Here is a 19,384-nt window from a genome sequence, read left to right as displayed (position 1 = left end):
ACGATGGATTACCGCAAAATCATTAAAGAGATTGGGCGAGGAAAAAATCACGCGCGTGACCTGGATAAGGATACTGCTCGCGGATTGTATACCCATATGATGAACGGCGACGTACCTGACCTTGAAATGGGCGGGGTACTGATTGCGCTACGTATTAAAGGCGAAGGCGAAGCGGAGATGCTGGGCTTTTACGAAGCGATGCAAAACCACACCATTCGCCTGACTCCGCCGGTAGCGAAACCCATGCCGATTGTCATTCCCAGCTATAATGGCGCGCGCAAGCAGGCGAATTTGACTCCGCTGCTGGCAATTTTACTGCATAAGCTCGGCTTTCCGGTGGTGGTTCACGGCGTCAGCGAGGATCCAACCCGCGTGCTGACAGAAACCATTTTCGAGCTGATGGGAATTGCGCCGACGCTGCATGCCGGGCAGGCGCAGGCAAAGCTGGATGGTCATGAGCCGGTGTTTATCCCGGTGAGCGCGCTGTGTCCTCCGCTGGAGAAACAGCTGGCGATGCGCTGGCGAATGGGCGTGCGTAACAGTGCGCACACGCTGGCTAAATTAGCCACGCCGTTTGCTGAAGATGCCGCGCTGCGTCTTTCCAGCGTGTCCCACCCGGAATACGTTTCGCGCGTGGCGAAGTTCTTCGGCGATATCGGTGGGCGTGGCCTGTTGATGCACGGTACCGAGGGCGAAGTGTATGCCAACCCGCAGCGCTGCCCGCAGATAAGTCTGATAGATTCATCCGGTGTGCGAGTGTTACAGGACCGACAGAGCGAGATGCCTGATGAGCCGGTACCGCTACCGGTAGCAAAAGACCCGGAAACCACCGCGCGCTGGATTGAGCGTTGTCTGGCGGGCAGTGAGCCTGTTCCGGCATCGTTGAAAATCCAGATGGCCTGTTGCCTGGTGGCAACCGGTGAATCCGCCTCACTGGCTGAAGGACTTGCCCGCGTCGAGCAAAGTTTCTAATTAATTTGTTATCCCGACGGGCCATTTACCTGGCCTGTCGGTTCTCTCATTTTAACAACGTGAAATTTCTGCACGTTTATTGACCTCCTGAGCGCCGTGGCGCAGCATAGTTTGTTGAAAAATAAGAAACACAACAAACACGCGACACAACAGGAGATAACAATGAACAGTGGACATCGCTTCCATGTGCCAACGTTGCACGCCTTTATCCAGGCCGTTTTTCATCAGATGGGAAGCAATGAGCAGGAGGCGCGGCTGGTGGCAGATCATCTGATAGCCTCTAACCTTGCTGGTCACGACTCCCACGGCATTGGCATGATCCCAAGCTATATTCGCTCATTCTCACAAGGGCACCTGCAGATCAACCGTCATGCCAAAGTGGTCAAAGATGCGGGAGCGGTGATAACGTTTGACGGCGACTGTGCGTTTGGTCAGGTGGCGGCGCACGAGGCAATCACGCATGGAATCGAAAAAGCGCGCCAGTACGGTATCGCCGCCGTGGCATTACATAATTCGCACCATATTGGACGCATTGGCTACTGGGCGGAACAATGTGCGGCGGCAGGTTTTGTTTCGGTGCACTTTGTGAATGTGGTAGGTATCCCGATGGTCGCACCGTTTCATGGCCGCGATAGCCGTTTTGGCACCAATCCCTTCTGCGTTGTGTTCCCGCGTAAAAATACTTTCCCGTTGTTGTTGGACTATGCGACCAGCGCCATCGCGTTTGGCAAAACCCGTGTGGCATGGCATAAGGGCGAACCGGTGGCACCTGGATGCCTGATTGACGCAAATGGAGTGCCTACGACCGCTCCTGCCGTAATGCAGGTTTCTCCGCTGGGGTCGTTACTGACATTCGCCCAACATAAGGGTTATGCGCTGGCGGCGATGTGCGAAATTATGGGCGGGGCGCTTTCTGGCGGTAAAACAACACATGAAGAAAGCCTGCAGACCAGCGCGGATGCCATCATTAACTGCATGACGACCATCATTATAAATCCTCAACTGTTCGGCGCGCCGGACTGTGATAACCAGGTTGCGGCATTTGCTGAGTGGGTGAAAGCGTCTCCGCATGCTGAAGGTGCCCCGATCCTGTTACCAGGGGAGTGGGAGGTGAATACGCGTGAGGAACGGCTGGAGCAAGGTATTCCGCTGGATGCCGGGAGCTGGAAAGCGATTTGCGAGGCGGCGCTGCAAATAGGGATGCCAGACGTCGTGTTACAGGAGTTCCGTCAACGACTGGAACACTAAGCAAAAAAAAGCCCGTCCAGTGGCGGACGGGCAAACAAAGGGTAACAAACAGGGTCAATGAGGGTTGGAGCATTGGGTCGTACAGGTAATTTCTCGGTTATTTATAGATAACCGCGGTGCCGCTCATTTTATCTTTGCCGATAGCGGAAGTTATGCTGTATCCCGTTGCGCCAGCAGCATTTGCTTTCTCAGCGAGTTTGGCTTCCAGGCCGTCCAGCGTAGTGGCGCCGTCAGCAGATACCACACCAATTTTGTTCATGTTTTGTGCCTGAGTAGAGGAAACCGGCTCGGCAGCGAAAACGCCAAATGACAGGGTAGACAGAGCGATGGCGGCAACAGCAAATTTGATATTTTTCATGATTAATTTCTCGCAGGGTTGTTCTGTTAGTCAGTATTCTTTAAGAAGACGTTGTTTCGTCGATGTGAGAAGTATCACGTTTTTTTATGCGAGATAAAATCGAATAGAATTGACGACATCAATCAAAAAAATTGAATGACAAATAACTTATTGAATATTAATAAATTCGAAAGAGGGATTTACAGTTCTTGTCATTGCGCTTTACAGAGACACCGACAACGGCACATTTTGCTACACAGAGTGCAAAAAAGCGTGCTCGTAAAGGAAATTGTATACGCTAAAGCTTTTGGTAAAGATAAGTCAACGTAGCTGGCTGTCTTTTGAACCTCTGCGATTATATCCTGAAAATGCCGCGCTATGTGAATCTTTATCCTGTTGGCATGTGATGCACAAGCGTACGCCTGGCACGGCCTCACGTCTGGCCTGAGGGATAGGGTTGCCACATTCTTCGCATTCATACAGACTTTCCCCCGTCGGTAATTCACCGCGGGCGCGGGCTACAGCATCTTCAATAGTATTGTTGATCTGTTCGTTAACCGCGTCGTCATTTGCCCATCCGGATGCCATGCTTACCTCCTGCTGATGTCTACAGAATAAGTATAGCGAATGTGATGGCTGAAAAACGACCACGCGTTACCACTATCAGATTTCAGACCATTCGCGCAGCAGGTTATGGTAGAGATTGAGAAGCGAGAGGATCTCGCTACTCTCCCCATGACGTGTTTTCAGGGACTGGATGTTTTTATCCAGTTCAAAAAGCATGGCGCGATTTTTGTCGTCACGGATCATCGACTGGATCCACATAAATGACGCCACACGAACGCCTTGGGTCACCGGCGTGACGCAGTGCAGGCTGCTGGAAGGGTAAAGCACCAGATCGCCCGCCGGCAGCTTTACCGCATGCTGGCCGTAGGTATCATTGACCAGCAGCTCTCCTCCTTCATAATCATCAGGATTACTCAGGAATAAGGTGGCGGAAAGATCTGTGCGCATCCAGCCGTTTTGCGGATGGCTACGCACCGCGCCGTCAACGTGAAAACCGTAAGTCTCGTTGTCCTGGTAGCGATTAAACAGAGGTGTGGAGAGTGTTTTCGGTAATGCTGCGGCGAAGAATAGTGCGCTGCTATTCACCGCAGTTTGTACCGCCTGTTGTAAAACGCCATAACGCGCACTTTGCGTATCCACCTGCTGGTTGTTTTTAACCTGTGCGCCCTGAGCGCCGGTGGTTGCACGGCCATCAACCCAGTCGGCAGCGTCCAACTGTTCGCGAAACCAGGCAACATCCTGCGCTGTCAGAACGCCGGGAATGTGGTACATCATCAGTGTTTCTCCTGAAAGTGGGGCTGACGCCCCACGTAAAAGATCAGAAATGCATATTTGCAGTGAGCAGGAAGGTTCTTGGCTCGCCCGGATGGTAACGGTATCCGCTCTTGTTAATGGAGGATACGTAATCGGTGTCGAACAGGTTATAGACGTTTAGCTGGAAATCGAGATTGCGATTCACGCGATAGCCCAGTTTGGCGTCGGCGACCCAGTAACCTTCAGTGTAGGATGGCGTACCGACCGCACCGTCGGAACCGCGATGCATGCTGCCCACGTAACGAGCGCCCGCGCCAACAGAGATATCATCGGTAGCCTGATACTGGTTCCACAGCGTGAACGCATGTTCAGGCGTATACGGCAGGGATGAAGACCCATCCTGAGCAACGTTTTTACCATTGTGGATGGTAGCGCGTTGCTGGGTGTAGCCACCAATAACCTGCCATGCGGGGGTGATGTTGCCTGCTACCGAGAGCTCGTAGCCTTCAACGCGTTTCTCTCCGTACTGGGAATATGTTCCGTCGTCGTTCTGCTCAACTTCGTTTTCAATATCCGTGCGGAAAATCGCGGCGGTTAACAGCAGGCGCTTATCCAGCACCTCCCATTTGGTGCCGATCTCGCTGGTTTTCGCTTTCTGCGGTTTGAAATCGGTACGGTTCGCACTGTTACCGCTGCCGCCCTGGGCAAGAGCAAAGTTGCTGCCGCCTGGCGGTTGCTGAGAAACGGCATAGTTGATGTACACGTTACCATTATCGGTCAGGTGATACAGCGCACCCGCTTTCCAGTTAACCAGATTGCCTGATTTGGCTGTATCCACAGTGGTGACCGGGGAACCTTTGACCACACCTGTCGGGCACGCGACAGCGCCACGCCCGGAGGCGCCGCAAGCGGTGGCGCTGTCATATTCAGTGCGGTAATTGTCGAGGCGAATACCACCGTTTAGCTCAAACTCACGGGTAACTTGTAGCGTATCAAAAGCGTATATACCGAAGGTATCGGTTTGTCCGTTAGCGTTGGCGCCGTTACGCGACAATCCGCCGATATTCACATTGCTGTCGGGATGATAGATATTCACCGGTGGTGGGGTGATCGGCGCCACGCCATAATTGGTTTGCGTTTCGCGCGTTAGCTCCACGCCGGTACTGATGTCGTGACCGATGGATCCCGTGTAAAACTTTGAGGTCAGATTAGTCTGGTTGGTGAGGATTTTATTGCTGACATCTTTGGTATTTGCCAGGCGTGACCAGGTCCAGGTATCGACACTACTGGTTGGTTGAGTGATGTTAGACGCGCCGCCCATCACCGCCGTCATCAGATAATCTTGTTTAATACGCGACCAACGGGTGGTGTTGCGAATAGTGGTGCTGTCGTTCAGGTCATGTTCAAAACGCATCGTTGCGGTATCGGTCGTCGAATCGTCGTAATCCGAGTTGGTGCCGTAGAAGTTATGCGTATCTACTTTTCCTGAATGATTCAGTGCAGAAGTCCCCGCGGATGGTGCGGAATACCCCGGCAGGCCAATGGTAGGGATACCGCCATCCGGCGTGTTGTGCTGGGTGACATGAAGATAGTTCAGGTACAGTCGGTTCTCAGTCCCTAAGCCAAAAGCGAGAGAGGGGGCCACACCATAACGTTCATTCTTAACATTATCGCGACCCGCATCATGGGTTTTTTCACCCATCAGGTTTAAACGTGCGGCGGTGGTCTCGCCGATGACCTGGTTAATGTCCAGCGTACCACGACGGAACCAGGCGCTACCGACGCTGGCTGACGCATCGATCCCGGAATCGGTGCGCGGCTGTTTGCTGATCATATTGATGGAACCCGTCGGCGCGCTACGTCCATAGTCGGTACCGGAAGGACCTTTGATCACTTCCACCTGTTCTGTATTGAAGGTGTCGCGCGTGACGCTGCCAATATCACGAACACCGTCGATATAAATACTGTTCGAGGTATCCGCACCACGCATGTAAACCGCGTCGCCTGTGCTGGAGTTTCCGTTCTCACCGGCAAAAAATGCGCCAACGCCCGGTACGTTTTTCAGCGCATCGGTCAGATTTGTTGCGCCTTGATCCTTAATCACCTGTTCAGAAATCACCGTCATGGTGCGGGTGGTATCCGCCACCGGGCGGGAGAATTTAGGATCGGCAGACTGCGTTGGGGCGTACAGCGAAGGTTTGGCCGCTTCAACAACCAGAGTGTCTTCTTGTTTTTTATCCTGATTGCCCGCGGCGACAGCCTGAGCTACCGGGGACAGACCAATGCACAGACCGGCAAAAAAAGTCAGTGAGTGAAAACTACTGGACGGCAAGTTGCGATTTTTATCCATGTTAATGAGTGACTTATTATTGTTTGAGTAAACGGTTTCACTCGCGCGAAGGGACATCTCTATGGATGTTATACCCTGCAGGCCTCGCGGAAGTGGACTTGTAATTGATAATGATTTTGATAAGCATTACTAATCAGTGCGACGTTTTAGCATTCATTACTTCAAAAATAAATACATTTGTTTACATTGGATTCAAAATTACTACACGGTGATTACAATTCGCACCGGGAATGACGTAAATTGCGGACAGCAAACTGCATTCGGGATGAATGCAGTTGGGCTAAGGTGAGGGGGTTACTTATAGATAGTTGCGGTGCCGTACATCTGGTTTTTACCACCCGCAGAATTGACGACAAAGCCTTTGGCGCCTTGCTCTTTCGCTTTCTCAGCCAGCTTGTCTTCGAGATCGCTCAGGTTAGAGGCGCCGGTAGCGAAAACTGTGCCGGAAGCCTGTAGCTGACCGGTAGCAGGGCTGGTGTAGGGCTGTGCAGCAAAGGACGCAAATGTCATGCCGGTCAGGACGGTAGCGGCAAGTAATGTGAGGCATTTCTTCATAGTGATATCCTCTGAAAAACAACAGGTGTGCCTGATAAGTTTAGGTCGTCAGCACAGGACATTTACCGCAAAAAACTGGTGAAGACCTGTCTGTTTTTTGAACAAATGGCAAGGCATTAAACAGGCGTGAAAAATCAAATTTCCTTGTTGCATGTGTTTACCGCGTGGCGTTATGCGGGTATCTTACGCCGCTGTTAAAAGGAGAATGCTATGTCCGCCCAGAAACCGGGATTACACCCACGCAACCGCCACAACGGCCGTTATGATCTTGCGACTTTATGCCAGGTTACGCCCGAGCTGACGCAATTTCTCACCCTCACGCCCGGCGGCGAGCAGAGTGTTGATTTCGCGAATCCGCAGGCAGTGAAGGCGCTCAATAAAGCACTGCTGGCGCATTTTTATGCGGTGAAACACTGGGATATTCCAGACGGTTTTCTGTGCCCGCCGGTTCCTGGTCGTGCAGACTATATCCACCATTTGGCCGATCTGTTAGGTGAAACCAATGGAACCATTCCGGCAAATGCGAGCGTACTGGACGTGGGAGTAGGGGCCAACTGTATTTATCCGCTGATCGGCGTGCATGAATACGGCTGGCGATTCACCGGGAGTGAGACCAGCAACGAAGCGTTTAACAGCGCTCAGGCGATCGTAAATGCCAATCCGGGGTTAACCCGTGCTATTCGCCTGCGTCGCCAGAAAGATGTTACGGCAATCTTCAACGGTATCATTCACAAAAATGAGCAGTATGAAGCCACATTGTGTAACCCGCCATTCCATGATTCTGCGGCCTCAGCCCGCGCCGGAAGCGAGCGCAAGCGCCGTAACCTGGGCCAGGATAAAGATGATGCGCTGAACTTTGGTGGACAGCAGCAGGAGCTGTGGTGTGAAGGCGGCGAAGTGGCGTTCATCAAAAAAATGATCGCCGAAAGCCAGGCCTTTGGACGTCAGGTGATGTGGTTCACCACGCTGGTTTCGCGCGGTGAGAATTTGCCGCCGTTGTACCATGCATTAACGGATGCGGGCGCGGTGAAAGTCGTCAAGAAAGAGATGGCCCAGGGGCAAAAGCAGAGCCGCTTTATTGCCTGGACCTTTATGGATAACGATCAGCGCCGACGTTTTATGGCGCGTAAACGCTAAAGCGTGGGCTCGGTTGGCGGCAGCGGTTCGCTTGCCGTCGATACAGGGCCATTCACCGGTGCAGGCAAGACCTGATACGTTTGTACCGGGGCGCGTATGTTGGCCAAATCGAAGTATTTCTTCACCTGGCTGTCAAGGGCAAAACGTACCGTCCACTGCTTCAGCGGTAAAGTAGTAAACGAGACCCTGAGCGTGAAAGCCGTATTGGTTAATCCCACGATCCCGGCAAACGACGGTTCGCCGATAATAAGCCCGCGGATATCTTCTTTTTCCATCACCGCAGCAACCGCGTCTTTCAACGCCTGATTCGCTTTATCCGCATCCTCATGACGGTCTACGTCGTAATTGGCGACGACCGATCCAATTCCACGCACAAAGTTGGCGAAGGTCGTTATCGATGACCAGGGAATGATATGGTACGCCCCGGTGTCCTGACGCACGCCCACAGAGCGGATGGACATTCGTTCAACCGTACCGGTGAGTGGGCCGATGGTCACCAGGTCGCCGGTGTTCATACCATTTTCGAACTGAATAAAGATCCCGGTAATAATATCTTTTACCAGCGTTTGCGAGCCGAAAGAGATAGCCAGCCCCAACGCCCCGGCCCCGGCCAGTAAGGGGGCGATATTGACGCCAATTTCGGACAGCACAATCATGATGGTGATCGTGCTGATTATTACCGCCAGCGCATTGCGAAACAGCGTCAGCAAAGTGCGGGTTCTGGCGCTGGGTAGCGGGCGGCCATGAATATCGGAAGCCAGACGATTTTCAATCAGGCTGGCAAGGATCGTCCAGCCGATGGCGGAGAAGAATAAAATCAGCGCGATACGGATCAGAATATCCACCGTTTTTTCTCCTGCGCCGTAATGCAGCCAGTTCCAGAAGTCGAACAGTCCCCAGGCATTCAATAGCAGCATCACCGCAACGCACACCGTCAGGATCCTGGCCACGCTTAACGCCGTCGACAGCCAGCCATTCAGTCGTTTTTGTAATTCCGGATAGCTGCGCTGGGTGTGTGGCGAAAGGGTAATAGTCTTGGCTATCCAGCGGGAAAACATGCCGGACACAAAGGCAGCAATCCCGATAATCACGAGGCTGCGCAGCGTAGCGCCCATCATGAATTTCAGGCTGTTGCCAGGATCAAATAGCGAGAAGAAAAACAGCACAATGAAGTAGGCGCTGGCCAGCCAATGCCACACCAGCGCAAAAGCGCGGATAAACAGGCTGAAGAAAGCTAATGATCTTTCCGCCAGATTCTGTAAATGCTGTGTTATCTCTTTCTTGTTTCTGAAAATCAGGTACAGCGCCCATAGCGTAATACACAGCATGATGATGACGTTTGCCATCGCGCCGACCTGCACGTTGACCTGATTGGAGATAATGGGAACGGCAACGATCAGTCCGTAACCAATCAGACTGCTCAACGAACTCAAACGGCGATTCCAGTAGCGAGCACCAGCATCCTGAATGTTAAACGGGCGCAGTTCGGCCACCGTTGGGCAAAATATCAGACGTAGAATGGCTTTGAAGAATTCAATCAGGGCAAAGGCATTGAGAAACAGGCTTTGCTGAAAGGCGATCGTGCGACTGCCGGCGTTCATTCGGTCACTCAGTATTTGCCCGACAAACAATGTCAGCGCCAGCAGAAGCAAATCGATAATGAATGCGCCGATTATCATCGCCGGAAGCTGGAGCCAGTTGCTGCGTTCACGGTTTTTCCGTCGTGCCCATTGCCCCATTTTGCGATACAGCGGAAGCGCGCACAGGCGAATCAACCAGAAAAAACCGAACACTGACGCCGCCAGCATTAAAAAATGGGTCAGGGCATTGGTGAAAGTTTGTGGGTTAAAACTCTTATGCGGTGCGTCGGTAATATTACGGTAAAGTTGGGCAAAGCGGCTGGAGAGCGCCTCACCGTAGTGCCGTGTGACATCCGTGACGTTTTCCAGCACCGTTTTTTCTTCTGTTAATGTGGGTGGAACAATGGTTGGCACAGGCTCGGCAGGGGGCGCTGTCGCCACTTTGCGTAACTGATCGATCAGTTCCTGACGTGAGGCGTCATTTTCCAGCACATCCGCCAGTGCGCCGTAGGCCGCTTTCTTCTGTTCAACATCCGGCTCTTTCGTTGGCGCGGTTTGTGCGTTGGTTGACGTTGGCGAGGTGACGCCAGGTATCGTCACCGCCTGAGCCGGAATACTCAGCAGACAAACAAAGATGAACAGGATCCAGCGCATGACTCCTCCCATGAGAAAATAAATTCAAAAGGATAAGTATAGATGTCAGGGCGGGGGAGAAATGAAATGAGAGGATTCTGGTGAAAAACCTCCCTTCGGGCGAAGGGAGGCTGATATCAGGAAACGTGCTGCAAAAATTCCTGTAAGCGTTGGCTGGGCGGATTTTCAATCAGGGCCTGCGGATTACCGTCTTCGGCAATACGTCCCTTATCAATGAAAATCAGGCGTGAAGCCACTTTTTCGGCAAAGCCGATTTCGTGGGTTACAATCACCATGGTCATCCCTTCTTCCGCCAGATCCTGCATAACTTTCAGAACTTCATGACGCAGTTCCGGGTCCAGCGCTGAGGTTGGCTCATCAAACAGCATCATTTTCGGCTTCACCGCCAGCGCACGGGCGATAGCCACACGCTGTTGTTGACCACCGGACAGTTCAGAAGGGTAGTGATGCGCACGCTCAGCCAGACCCACTTTCGCCAGCAGCTCTTTAGCCAGTTTCTCAGCCTGCTCTTTATTCGCCCCGCGTACGCGCTGCGGTCCGAACATGACGTTTTCCAGCGCCGTCAGATGCGGGAACAGATAGAACTGCTGAAACACCATCCCGGCTTCCTGGCGGATTAACCGCTCGTCTACCTTCGGATCGTTTACTTTCAGACCATCGACGATCAAATCGCCGGAGGTGATTTCTTCCAGTTTGTTAATACAGCGCAGCAGGGTAGATTTACCGGACCCGGACGGACCGATAATCACCACCACTTCGCCCTGCTGAATGTTCAGGTCAATATTGTGCAGCACCTGAGTTGGACCAAAGTGCTTAGAAACGTTTTTAAATTCAATCACAGGATTTTCATCCTTCTTTCCAGACGACGCAGAATGAAGCTCAGCACCAGCGTAATGATCAGATAGAACACCGCAACGGCGCTCCAGATTTCCAGTGCGCGGAAGTTACCGGCAATGATTTCCTGGCCCTGACGGGTCAGTTCAGCGACGCCAATGACAATAAACAGCGAGGTATCTTTTATGCTGATTATCCACTGGTTACCCAGCGGTGGCAGCATACGACGCAGCGCGAGAGGCAAAATTACGTGGCGGATAGTCTCTGTGCGTGAAAGTCCAAGCGCCAGTCCGGCTTCGCTGAATCCTTTATGGATTGAGAGCACCGCACCGCGGGTGATTTCCGCAATATAGGCCCCGGAGTTGATCATGATGGTGACAACGGCGGCGCTAAAGGGATCAATGCGTAAATCGTTAAATGCCATTGGCAGGGCGAAGTAAATAAACATCACCTGCACAACGATTGGCGTACCGCGAATGACTTCGATAAACACCAGCGCTACGTGGTTGGCTATCCAACCGCCGAAAGTACGTGCAAACCCCGCTGCAAGCCCGATTACCAGACCGCCAGCCAGACCGAGGACCGAAATCCACAGGGTCATTTTGGCGCCTTCAATCAAAAGCGGGATGGCGGGCCAGATGGCACTCCAGTCAAACTGCATATGTCGTTCCTGTTACCGTGGTGTAAATATACAAATGCCTGTTTTACCGGATTCACCGTGTGGTTATTCGGCCTACAGGTCTCAAAAATCCCGGCGTAAGCCCGGTAAGCATCGCGCTACCGGGCAACGCTGCCGGTTATTATTTAGGTTCAGTACCGAACCATTTTTTGTAGATTTCGTTATACGTGCCGTTCTCTTTCAGCGTTTTCAGCGCGCCGTTCACTTTCTCGCGCAGTTCATCGCTGCCTTTCGGGAAGGCGATACCGTACTGCTGGGCTTCCAGGGATTCACCTACGGCTTTGAACTGGCCGTTACCCGCAGTTTTGATGAAGTAAAGAATGTTTGGCGTGTCGTGCAGCACGGCGTCTGCGCGGTTGGTGCCCAGTTCCATATACGCGTTATCGATATTCGGGAACTGACGCAGGTCTTTGGTTTTGATGTTAGCTTTTGCGTAATCAACGGAACCGGTGCCGCTCTTCACAGCGACGACTTTACCATCCAGATCTTTCACGCTTTTCACGTCGTTATTATTCGCTTTGACCATCACTAACAGACCGCTTTTGTAGTAGCCGTCAGAGAAGTCGATCGCTTTTTTACGCTCATCAGTGATGGTGATACCCGCCAGTGCCAGGTCGATATTTTTGGTTTGCAGAGCCGGGATGATGCCGCTGAAATCCATTGGTTTCAGTTCATAATCCAGCTTCAGTTCTTTGGCCACGGCAGCCCACAGATCCACATCAAAACCAACGTATTTGTCACCCTGTTTGAATTCGAACGGTACAAACGCGGTGTCGGTTGCGACAACCAGTTTCTTATCTGCGGCATGGGAGGACACCGCAAAAGCCAGGGTAAGTGCAGCCAGTGAAACTTTTAATACAGACTTCATAGGATTTCCTTTTATATCCACGGGGCGATCCCCTGCGAGAACATATGGCTTAATGAAAAAATCGTGCCAATTTTGCAACTCATTGTTTTAACAAGAGGGTGTCTTGTTTCTCTGCACAATAAGTAGGGCAAAGCGGGCGATCTGCACTATTTTGGGGCACTCATTTGGTGCGTACCTGACACGGTGCAAACGGTATGACTATTTAGCGTAAAAATTGTTGATAAAACAATCTTTCGTTAACGATTGTGTGAGGTGATTATTACAATTAATTTACTTTGGAGTGACGAATGATCAAAGTTATGCACCATAGAAGTGCAAAACCCCCGCCAGGGCGAGGGTTATATAGGTAATTCTTATGTCTGCTGTTATTCAATATTGGCTTCGATAAACCACAGGAATTTGTCGAGATCGCGTGACGCGGCGGTGAAGATATCTGCAGTATCTTCGTCTTTAGCTTCGCTAATGGCTTTACGTACGCTATTCGCGACGACGGCATAACGATCGGCCAGCTCTTTTAAGTGGTCCTGCACGCTATGGATATCCAGCGGGTAGCTTTTCAGAGGCGTTTTGCTGTTAATCACCTGGGTTGTACCCAGTGCGACTCCGCCCAACTGTACGGCGCGCTCGGCCATGGTGTCGAGGTGATCGGTCAGGGCTGTGCGGAAGCCATCCAGCATTTCATGTACGGCAATAAAGTTGGTGCCGCGCATGTTCCAGTGAGCCTGTTTGGTGATCAACGACAGGTCGATGAACTGGATCACTTGCTGATTCAGCAGCTCTACGGTCGCTTTCTTTTCGCTATCTGTCACATCGTTGCGGGTATATAGGAGGGCAGATGCTTTTGTTTTTACCAATTTTGCGGTACTCATATTTTCATATCCTCTTGATATTTATGTCCCAGCTCTTCAACGGGATTAAGTATAGCGCTAAATTTGGATTTGTTTTTCCGATCTTGCCTATCACTTTAATAGCGAAGAGAGAGGTTGGTATAAAATAATTAATGAAATCATAGTGATATGATGGTTGTTGCCGGGGTGATGTTATTTTTATGTTAATGTAAAAAGTAAAAGAAATATGTGGATGAGAAAAATATATTTATTAGAATAATTATCACGCAGATTTACAATTGGATATTCTGCATGATTATGCAAACCATGCAGAATATTAAGTGGTTAATTCACGTCAACTTGCTTAATTTGCGGTTCTTTGCGAATAGTGAGCGTAGACCCCATTGATGCGACGATAATGGCGCCCAAAGCGAGCGTCTGGATAAGCGTCAGCGTTTCACCGAGGAAGATCATTCCGGAAACCGCTGCCAGTGCGGGCTCCATGCTCATCAGCGTCCCAAAAGTACGGGTTGGCAGCCGCGTCAATGCAATCATCTCCAGCGAGTAGGGAAGCGCAGTGGAGAGGACCGCAATGGCGAGGCCTAACGGCAGAATGGACCAGTGCCACAGGGCATCTCCAGCCTGGATCGCGCCGATGGGGACAAAAACCAGCGCCGCAATTAATGACCCAACCGCAACGGTCGCCGGACCATGTTCCGCGCCTGCACGCTGCCCGGTAAGAATATAGATTGCCCAACAGGCGCCAGCCCCCAGCGCCAGCGCGGCGCCGGTTAAATCCACGTGAGAAACGTCCTGACCTAACGGCAGCAGGAACCACAGCCCGAGAACAGCCAGTGCAACCCAGATGAAATCCACCGGACGCCGGGATGAAAACAGCGCTACCGCGAGCGGACCGGTAAACTCCAGCGCCACGGCAATTCCCAATGGCACGGTCTGGATTGACAGGTAGAAGAGATAGTTCATCCCGCCCAGAGACAGGCCATAAAACAGCAGGGGCAGGCGCTGTTCTTTGGCGAATCGCAAACGCCAGGGTTTAAAGAAGGCGATAAGGATGAGGGTGCCCAACGCAAGGCGCAACGCGGTAACGCCCGGCGCGCCAACGAGCGGGAACAGCGATTTCGCCAGAGATGCTCCGCTTTGAATGGATGACATAGCAATGAGCAAAACCAAAATAGGCAACCAGACTGGCGCTTTACGTGACGACCCCGGCATCCTTTCTCCTGTCAATGATGATTACACGCCTTCATCTGCGCGACGTTGCAGTTTTGCTACGACACGGATGACTTTATGTATAGAAAAGTAAAACAGCGAGTGTAATGGAAATACACATCGCTGGTTGACTATTCGTTGAAAAAAAAATTGCTCAGTTCCGTACAATGGCATGAAAATGATGGATTAATAATCTGTGTGATTAGGATTAATCTGGATGAATGTGCCATATTGTGCGCGCAATAATGGCATTTTACGTTAGAAAAGTGATGTTAATTGAAAGAGATAGCGGGTTTCTGAAATGTTCTGTTACATGAAAGACCCCGTTAGACATCGCGAATCGCAAAGAGTTTCCCATCAATTTTTGGTATATTTAAAACTTAAGATTTACTTGAAGCACATTTGAGGTGGTTATGAAAAAAATTGCATGTCTTTCAGCACTGGCCGCTGTTCTGGCTTTCTCCGCAGGTACTGCAGTAGCTGCTACTTCTACCGTTACCGGTGGTTACGCTCAGAGCGATGCTCAGGGCGCAGCGAACAAAATGAACGGTTTCAACCTGAAGTATCGCTACGAGCAGGACAACAACCCGCTGGGTGTTATCGGTTCCTTCACTTACACTGAAAAAGATCGTACCGATGCTTCTGGCGACTACAACAAAACCCAGTACTACGGCATCACTGCTGGTCCGGCTTACCGTCTGAACGACTGGGCAAGCATCTACGGTGTAGTGGGTGTTGGTTACGGTAAATTCCAGAACGCAGCATCCCCGGCTGACAACCACACCACCAGCGACTACGGTTTCTCTTACGGTGCTGGTCTGCAGTTCAACCCGATCGAAAACGTTGCTCTGGACTTCTCCTACGAGCAGAGCCGTATTCGTAGCGTTGACGTTGGCACCTGGATCGCTGGCGTGGGTTACCGCTTCTAATCACTCCGGTGATATGAAAAATCCGCCTTTTAGGGCGGATTTTTTTTGCGTGTAATTTAGAGATTAACGAGATTTGGTCTCAAAGATATCGGTACCAAGATGGTTGTAATCCACCTTCTGCAGTTTGAAGTTGGTGATGTACACCGGGCCGGCCTTTTTCTCTGAAATAAAGCGGTAGCTGTTGGTAATTTCCTTTGCGCTTATCCCTGTCCACTGTGAGAAAAAGCTGAGGAAATCATTCGCAGAGCGACGGGCTTTAATCACCCGATGCGCTTTATCATCGCTCGACAGCACCATGAAAGGCACCTGGAAATTCTGCTGGAACTGATCGTCATGCGCCAGGTACTGCACCTCTTTTCCTCGCTCTTTAAACGCGAGGCCATGATCGGAAAAATAGACCATCGAGAAGCTGGTACCGCTGTTACGTAGCTGATCGTATAGCTGACGCAGCAGGTCATCCGTCTGAGTCATGGTGTACAGGTAGCAGGATGTCTCTTTTGACTGGACGAAGGTCTCGTATTTACCCTGCGTACGGTCGCAGGCCTGTGGATGTGAGCCCATTAAATGCAGCACGATGAGCTGTGGCTGGGTGCGCTCGGTTGCCAGCACCTGGGCGGTCATCTTCAACAGCGCTTCGTCACGGGTGTTTTTATCCGCTTCGAAATCACCGCTTTTGAGAAACTGAACTTCATCAGCGCGTTTCGCGATGCTGGCGATGGCCGTATCGTATTCACCAATCTGTCCCTGATTGGAAAACCACCACGTCTGGAATCCCGCTCGGTTGGCCAGGGTGACAAAGTTATCCTGGAACTGGGGCTTATTGTCGACCACCCGATTCAGCGTCAGGCCGAGTGATTTTTGCGTCGAACCGCTTGCCGCAATGTAATCCGCGAAGATGTAGCCGTTAACGGAGCTGGCAAACGGGGTGTTATCCCAGTGGCCGCCAAACGCGCCTAACGCATCGCGGCGGGCGCTTTCGCCGATCACCACGACGTAGGTGTGATACTTCGGCTTGACGGCGGTTACCGTCCAGCTGTCTTTTACGCTCGACAGTTTCGCCATACGCTCTTGTTCATCGAGCACTTCGTTGTTATTGACGATAACGTCCTTGGCAAAGCGGAAAACCGGATAGCCAGTGTCTTTCAGCTTGAACACGCCGCCCCAGGCCAGGTTTTGCACTGGGGTAACAAAGAACGCGACAACGCTGAACAGCAAACAAACGCTGTCGAACTTGTTCCAGCCACGTTGCTGTACATCTTTTTTACGGCGTATGGCGATAACGCCGAGGGCGAAAATAAATACCCCAACCAGATAACTGTACCAGGGGAAGATGGTCAGGATTTCAGTAGACTCTTCCATATTGGTTGAGTGCAGCGCCAGCAAGGTATTGAAGTTCGGCGCACCATAAGCCTGGCCGAACGGAAAGTACATTGCCGCAATGAATGAACAAATGCCAATCAGTGCTTTCTGCACGCGCGGCGCGCTACGCCACAGCAGCATCAATATACAGGTGAAAGCAACGCTATAGAGCAGGCTAAGTGGATAGCCCAGCGCAAGGTTGATCAGCAGAGACTGTAAGAAATAGAGGCCAGTCCACGGACTAATTGCCCGGCTACGAGCAATGATTGAATCTTTGAGGGTTAAATTCATATGCCACTGTTACAAAAACGCCATGTGCTTACCCTGGCGCTAAGGGTCATTGCCTGCCTGAGAGAGCGAGAAGAGGGATAGGGTCCGCATCCGCGAGCCGCAATATACGCAGGGCTGCGAAAAGATAGAGTGTGCGCAGGAGAAGGTCAACTACTACAAAGAAATTGTTTTGCGAGGGACGTGGCAAAACTGACAAAAAGAAGGGTTATTGGCAGGAAAACGATCGCCGTATCCGTGTTACGGCAGGAAAAAGAAGCGGCGTACCGCGACGCCGCATTATTTTTCTGAAGGTTTATCCTGCTCTGGTTTGCTGTTAATCATGTCGCACAGCATAGAGATAAGCATTAACCGTACTTTAAAGGGAGAGTGGCTAAACACGCGTATACACCTCTTAAATTCATTCATATAAACCTCCTGACTTCACGATCCCATCAGTCCTTGAGGGATGTCTTTATTATATACAGATATAGCACAGGCTATATTATATAGCTATTGCTAAAACGTTAATTTTTTGTGCCCACGCAACTCTGGTTTACAATGAGCGCTCTCTAATCAGATGCCGTTAACGCGTCACAGGAACGAGGAAGCATAATGAGTCGTCGCGCAGGTACGCCAACAACAAAAAAAGTGACGCAATTGGTGAATGTCGAAGAACACGTTGAAGGATTTCGTCAGGTCCGGGAGGCACATCGCCGTGAGCTGATTGATGACTACGTAGAGCTGATTTCCGATCTCATTATTGAGGTTGGTGAAGCGCGCCAGGTAGATATGGCCGCGCGGCTTGGGGTTTCCCAGCCGACGGTTGCTAAAATGCTTAAGCGTCTTGCTTCAGTCGGATTGATTGAAATGATCCCCTGGCGAGGCGTGTTTTTAACCGCAGAAGGTGAGCGACTGGCTCAGGAGAGTCGGGAGCGTCATCAGATTGTAGAGAATTTCCTGTTGATGTTAGGTATCAGCCCGGAAATTGCCCGTCGCGACGCTGAGGGAATGGAGCACCACGTCAGTAAGGAAACGCTGGAAGCTTTTAGCCGGTTTACGCAACAGCAAGGAACAGGCTCTGAATGAGTTTTCCTTTATTACGCGCCCTACAGCGCGATCGTTTTTTTCAGTTGTTAATCATCGTCGGGATTGTACTAAGCCTGTTTACGCCATTTGCGCCCCGGTCGTGGCCGGGGGCGATTGACTGGCACACGATTATCACGCTTAGCGGGCTGATGTTACTGACCAAAGGGGTGGAGCTAAGCGGTTACTTCGATGTGTTAGGGCGCAAGATGACCCGCCGCTTCAATACTGAACGCCAATTGGCGATATTTATGGTGCTGGCGGCGGCGCTGCTGTCGACGTTTCTGACCAACGATGTTGCGCTGTTTATTGTGGTTCCGCTGACCATCACCCTGAAAAAATTGTGCGCCATTCCGGTGAATCGCCTGATTATCTTTGAGGCGCTGGCGGTAAACGCCGGATCGTTACTCACGCCAATAGGCAATCCACAAAACATTCTGATGTGGGGACGCTCAGGCTTATCGTTTAGCGCGTTTATCTGGCAAATGGCACCGCTTGCGGGGGCCATGATGCTGACGCTGGTGGTGCTGTGCTGGTTCAGTTTCCCACACAAAGCCTTGCACTATCATACCGGTACGTGCGCGCCTGACTGGCAACCGCGCCTGGTGTGGGGCTGTCTTGCGTTGTATATCATCTTCCTGACGGCACTGGAGTTAAAACATGGGCTGTGGGGCCTGGCGGTTGTGGCGGCAGGTTTCATGGTGCTGGCTCGCCGCGTGATCCTCAGCGTGGACTGGACGTTGCTGTTGGTGTTTATGGCGATGTTCATTGATGTGCATTTGCTGACGCAGCTCCCGGCCTTACAGGGGATGACCCATCAGATTGGCACCCTCTCAGCGCCGGGGCTTTGGTTGACCGCCATTGGCCTGTCGCAGTTTATCAGTAATGTTCCCAGTACGATTTTGCTGCTGAACTACGTCCCGCCAACGCTGCTGTTAGCCTGGGCGGTCAATGTGGGCGGCTTTGGGCTGTTGCCGGGGTCGCTGGCGAATCTTATTGCTTTACGGATGGCAAACGACCGACGGATCTGGTGGCGTTTTCATTGGTATTCGGTGCCGATGCTGATATGGGCGGCGCTGGTGGGATATGGTTTGTTGTTACTAATGTAATAGCGGCATTGAGGCAATAAAAAAGGCGGATGAATTATCCGCC

The 19,384-nt window shown here is 51.5% G+C and carries 19 protein-coding genes; 6 read left to right on the top strand and 13 right to left on the bottom strand.

The features are described from left to right. Positions 1-3: 3 nt before the first annotated feature. On the top strand, positions 4-972 hold the full coding sequence (gene ybiB, locus WHR59_RS16090) for a DNA-binding protein YbiB (protein ID WP_043015689.1): 969 nt from the start codon (positions 4-6) through the stop codon (positions 970-972). Positions 973-1,134: 162 nt separating this feature from the next. Then, positions 1,135-2,220, top strand: coding sequence for a malate/lactate/ureidoglycolate dehydrogenase (locus WHR59_RS16085; protein ID WP_338843295.1), 1,086 nt, complete (start codon positions 1,135-1,137; stop codon positions 2,218-2,220). Between the two features lie 97 nt (positions 2,221-2,317). On the opposite strand, the gene ybiJ is transcribed toward WHR59_RS16085, so the two are convergent. The 5 genes from ybiJ to mcbA form a co-directional block, all read right to left on the bottom strand. Next, the gene (gene ybiJ, locus WHR59_RS16080; RefSeq protein ID WP_003831561.1) at positions 2,318-2,578 is read right to left on the bottom strand and encodes a DUF1471 family protein YbiJ; all 261 of its coding nucleotides are present in this window, start codon (positions 2,576-2,578) and stop codon (positions 2,318-2,320) included. Positions 2,579-2,878: 300 nt separating this feature from the next. Further along, positions 2,879-3,145 carry a DksA/TraR family C4-type zinc finger protein gene (locus tag WHR59_RS16075; RefSeq protein WP_003035233.1) on the bottom strand — a complete coding sequence of 89 codons (267 nt, stop codon included), beginning with the start codon at positions 3,143-3,145 and terminating at the stop codon, positions 2,879-2,881. Positions 3,146-3,220: 75 nt separating this feature from the next. Next, positions 3,221-3,898, bottom strand: a complete 678-nt coding sequence (ybiX, locus tag WHR59_RS16070; protein ID WP_338843294.1) for a PKHD-type hydroxylase YbiX — start codon at positions 3,896-3,898, stop codon at positions 3,221-3,223. 43 nt (positions 3,899-3,941) lie between these two features. Continuing rightward, complete coding sequence (locus WHR59_RS16065) at positions 3,942-6,227, bottom strand: catecholate siderophore receptor Fiu (protein ID WP_043017870.1); 2,286 nt, start codon at positions 6,225-6,227, stop codon at positions 3,942-3,944. 294 nt (positions 6,228-6,521) lie between these two features. After that, a complete protein-coding gene (gene mcbA / locus WHR59_RS16060) occupies positions 6,522-6,782 on the bottom strand; it encodes a DUF1471 family periplasmic protein McbA (RefSeq protein WP_043015692.1) in 261 nt (86 codons plus the stop codon). A gap of 210 nt (positions 6,783-6,992) precedes the next feature. On the opposite strand from mcbA, the gene rlmF reads away from it, so the two are divergent. After that, a complete protein-coding gene (gene rlmF / locus WHR59_RS16055; protein WP_043015693.1) occupies positions 6,993-7,919 on the top strand; it encodes a 23S rRNA (adenine(1618)-N(6))-methyltransferase RlmF in 927 nt (308 codons plus the stop codon). Here the strand turns inward: rlmF and ybiO are convergent. From ybiO to rhtA, 6 genes are all read right to left on the bottom strand, one after another. After that, positions 7,916-10,153, bottom strand: coding sequence for a mechanosensitive channel protein (ybiO, locus tag WHR59_RS16050; protein WP_043015694.1), 2,238 nt, complete (start codon positions 10,151-10,153; stop codon positions 7,916-7,918). The genes rlmF and ybiO overlap by 4 nt on opposite strands. 116 nt (positions 10,154-10,269) lie before the next feature. After that, a complete protein-coding gene (gene glnQ / locus WHR59_RS16045; protein ID WP_003035246.1) occupies positions 10,270-10,992 on the bottom strand; it encodes a glutamine ABC transporter ATP-binding protein GlnQ in 723 nt (240 codons plus the stop codon). Beyond that, positions 10,989-11,648 carry a glutamine ABC transporter permease GlnP gene (gene glnP / locus WHR59_RS16040; protein ID WP_043015695.1) on the bottom strand — a complete coding sequence of 220 codons (660 nt, stop codon included), beginning with the start codon at positions 11,646-11,648 and terminating at the stop codon, positions 10,989-10,991. The genes glnQ and glnP overlap by 4 nt, the downstream gene beginning before the upstream one ends. A 139-nt stretch (positions 11,649-11,787) precedes the next feature. Next, positions 11,788-12,534 (bottom strand): glutamine ABC transporter substrate-binding protein GlnH, encoded by a 747-nt coding sequence (gene glnH / locus WHR59_RS16035; RefSeq protein ID WP_016152370.1) that lies wholly within the window; start codon positions 12,532-12,534, stop codon positions 11,788-11,790. Between the two features lie 365 nt (positions 12,535-12,899). Next, on the bottom strand, positions 12,900-13,403 hold the full coding sequence (gene dps / locus WHR59_RS16030; RefSeq protein WP_043015696.1) for a DNA starvation/stationary phase protection protein Dps: 504 nt from the start codon (positions 13,401-13,403) through the stop codon (positions 12,900-12,902). Positions 13,404-13,706: 303 nt separating this feature from the next. Continuing rightward, the gene (gene rhtA, locus WHR59_RS16025) at positions 13,707-14,594 is read right to left on the bottom strand and encodes a threonine/homoserine exporter RhtA (RefSeq protein WP_003035255.1); all 888 of its coding nucleotides are present in this window, start codon (positions 14,592-14,594) and stop codon (positions 13,707-13,709) included. A gap of 410 nt (positions 14,595-15,004) precedes the next feature. Here rhtA and ompX point away from each other — a divergent pair, with 410 nt between their 5' ends. Then, positions 15,005-15,520: an outer membrane protein OmpX gene (ompX, locus tag WHR59_RS16020; protein ID WP_003035257.1), complete on the top strand. Its 516-nt coding sequence runs from the start codon at positions 15,005-15,007 to the stop codon at positions 15,518-15,520. 63 nt (positions 15,521-15,583) lie between these two features. Here the strand turns inward: ompX and WHR59_RS16015 are convergent, their stop codons facing one another. Both WHR59_RS16015 and mntS read right to left on the bottom strand, forming a co-directional pair. Then, on the bottom strand, positions 15,584-17,170 hold the full coding sequence (locus tag WHR59_RS16015) for a phosphoethanolamine transferase (RefSeq protein ID WP_338843293.1): 1,587 nt from the start codon (positions 17,168-17,170) through the stop codon (positions 15,584-15,586). Between the two features lie 276 nt (positions 17,171-17,446). Beyond that, positions 17,447-17,575, bottom strand: coding sequence for a manganase accumulation protein MntS (gene mntS, locus WHR59_RS16010; protein ID WP_003831584.1), 129 nt, complete (start codon positions 17,573-17,575; stop codon positions 17,447-17,449). Positions 17,576-17,761: 186 nt separating this feature from the next. Between mntS and mntR the strand changes: the two genes are divergently transcribed. Together mntR and WHR59_RS16000 are read left to right on the top strand one after the other, a co-directional pair. After that, positions 17,762-18,235 carry a manganese-binding transcriptional regulator MntR gene (mntR, locus tag WHR59_RS16005; protein ID WP_003035264.1) on the top strand — a complete coding sequence of 158 codons (474 nt, stop codon included), beginning with the start codon at positions 17,762-17,764 and terminating at the stop codon, positions 18,233-18,235. Further along, on the top strand, positions 18,232-19,341 hold the full coding sequence (locus tag WHR59_RS16000) for an anion transporter (RefSeq protein WP_181633954.1): 1,110 nt from the start codon (positions 18,232-18,234) through the stop codon (positions 19,339-19,341). The genes mntR and WHR59_RS16000 overlap by 4 nt, the downstream gene beginning before the upstream one ends. Positions 19,342-19,384: the final 43 nt, after the last annotated feature.

The sequence above is a fragment of the Citrobacter europaeus genome, from assembly GCF_037482245.1.
Classification (GTDB): Bacteria; Pseudomonadota; Gammaproteobacteria; order Enterobacterales; family Enterobacteriaceae; genus Citrobacter; species Citrobacter europaeus.
The sequence above is the reverse complement of the archived record's forward strand: the minus strand, read 5'-3'. Positions and strand labels throughout refer to the sequence as shown.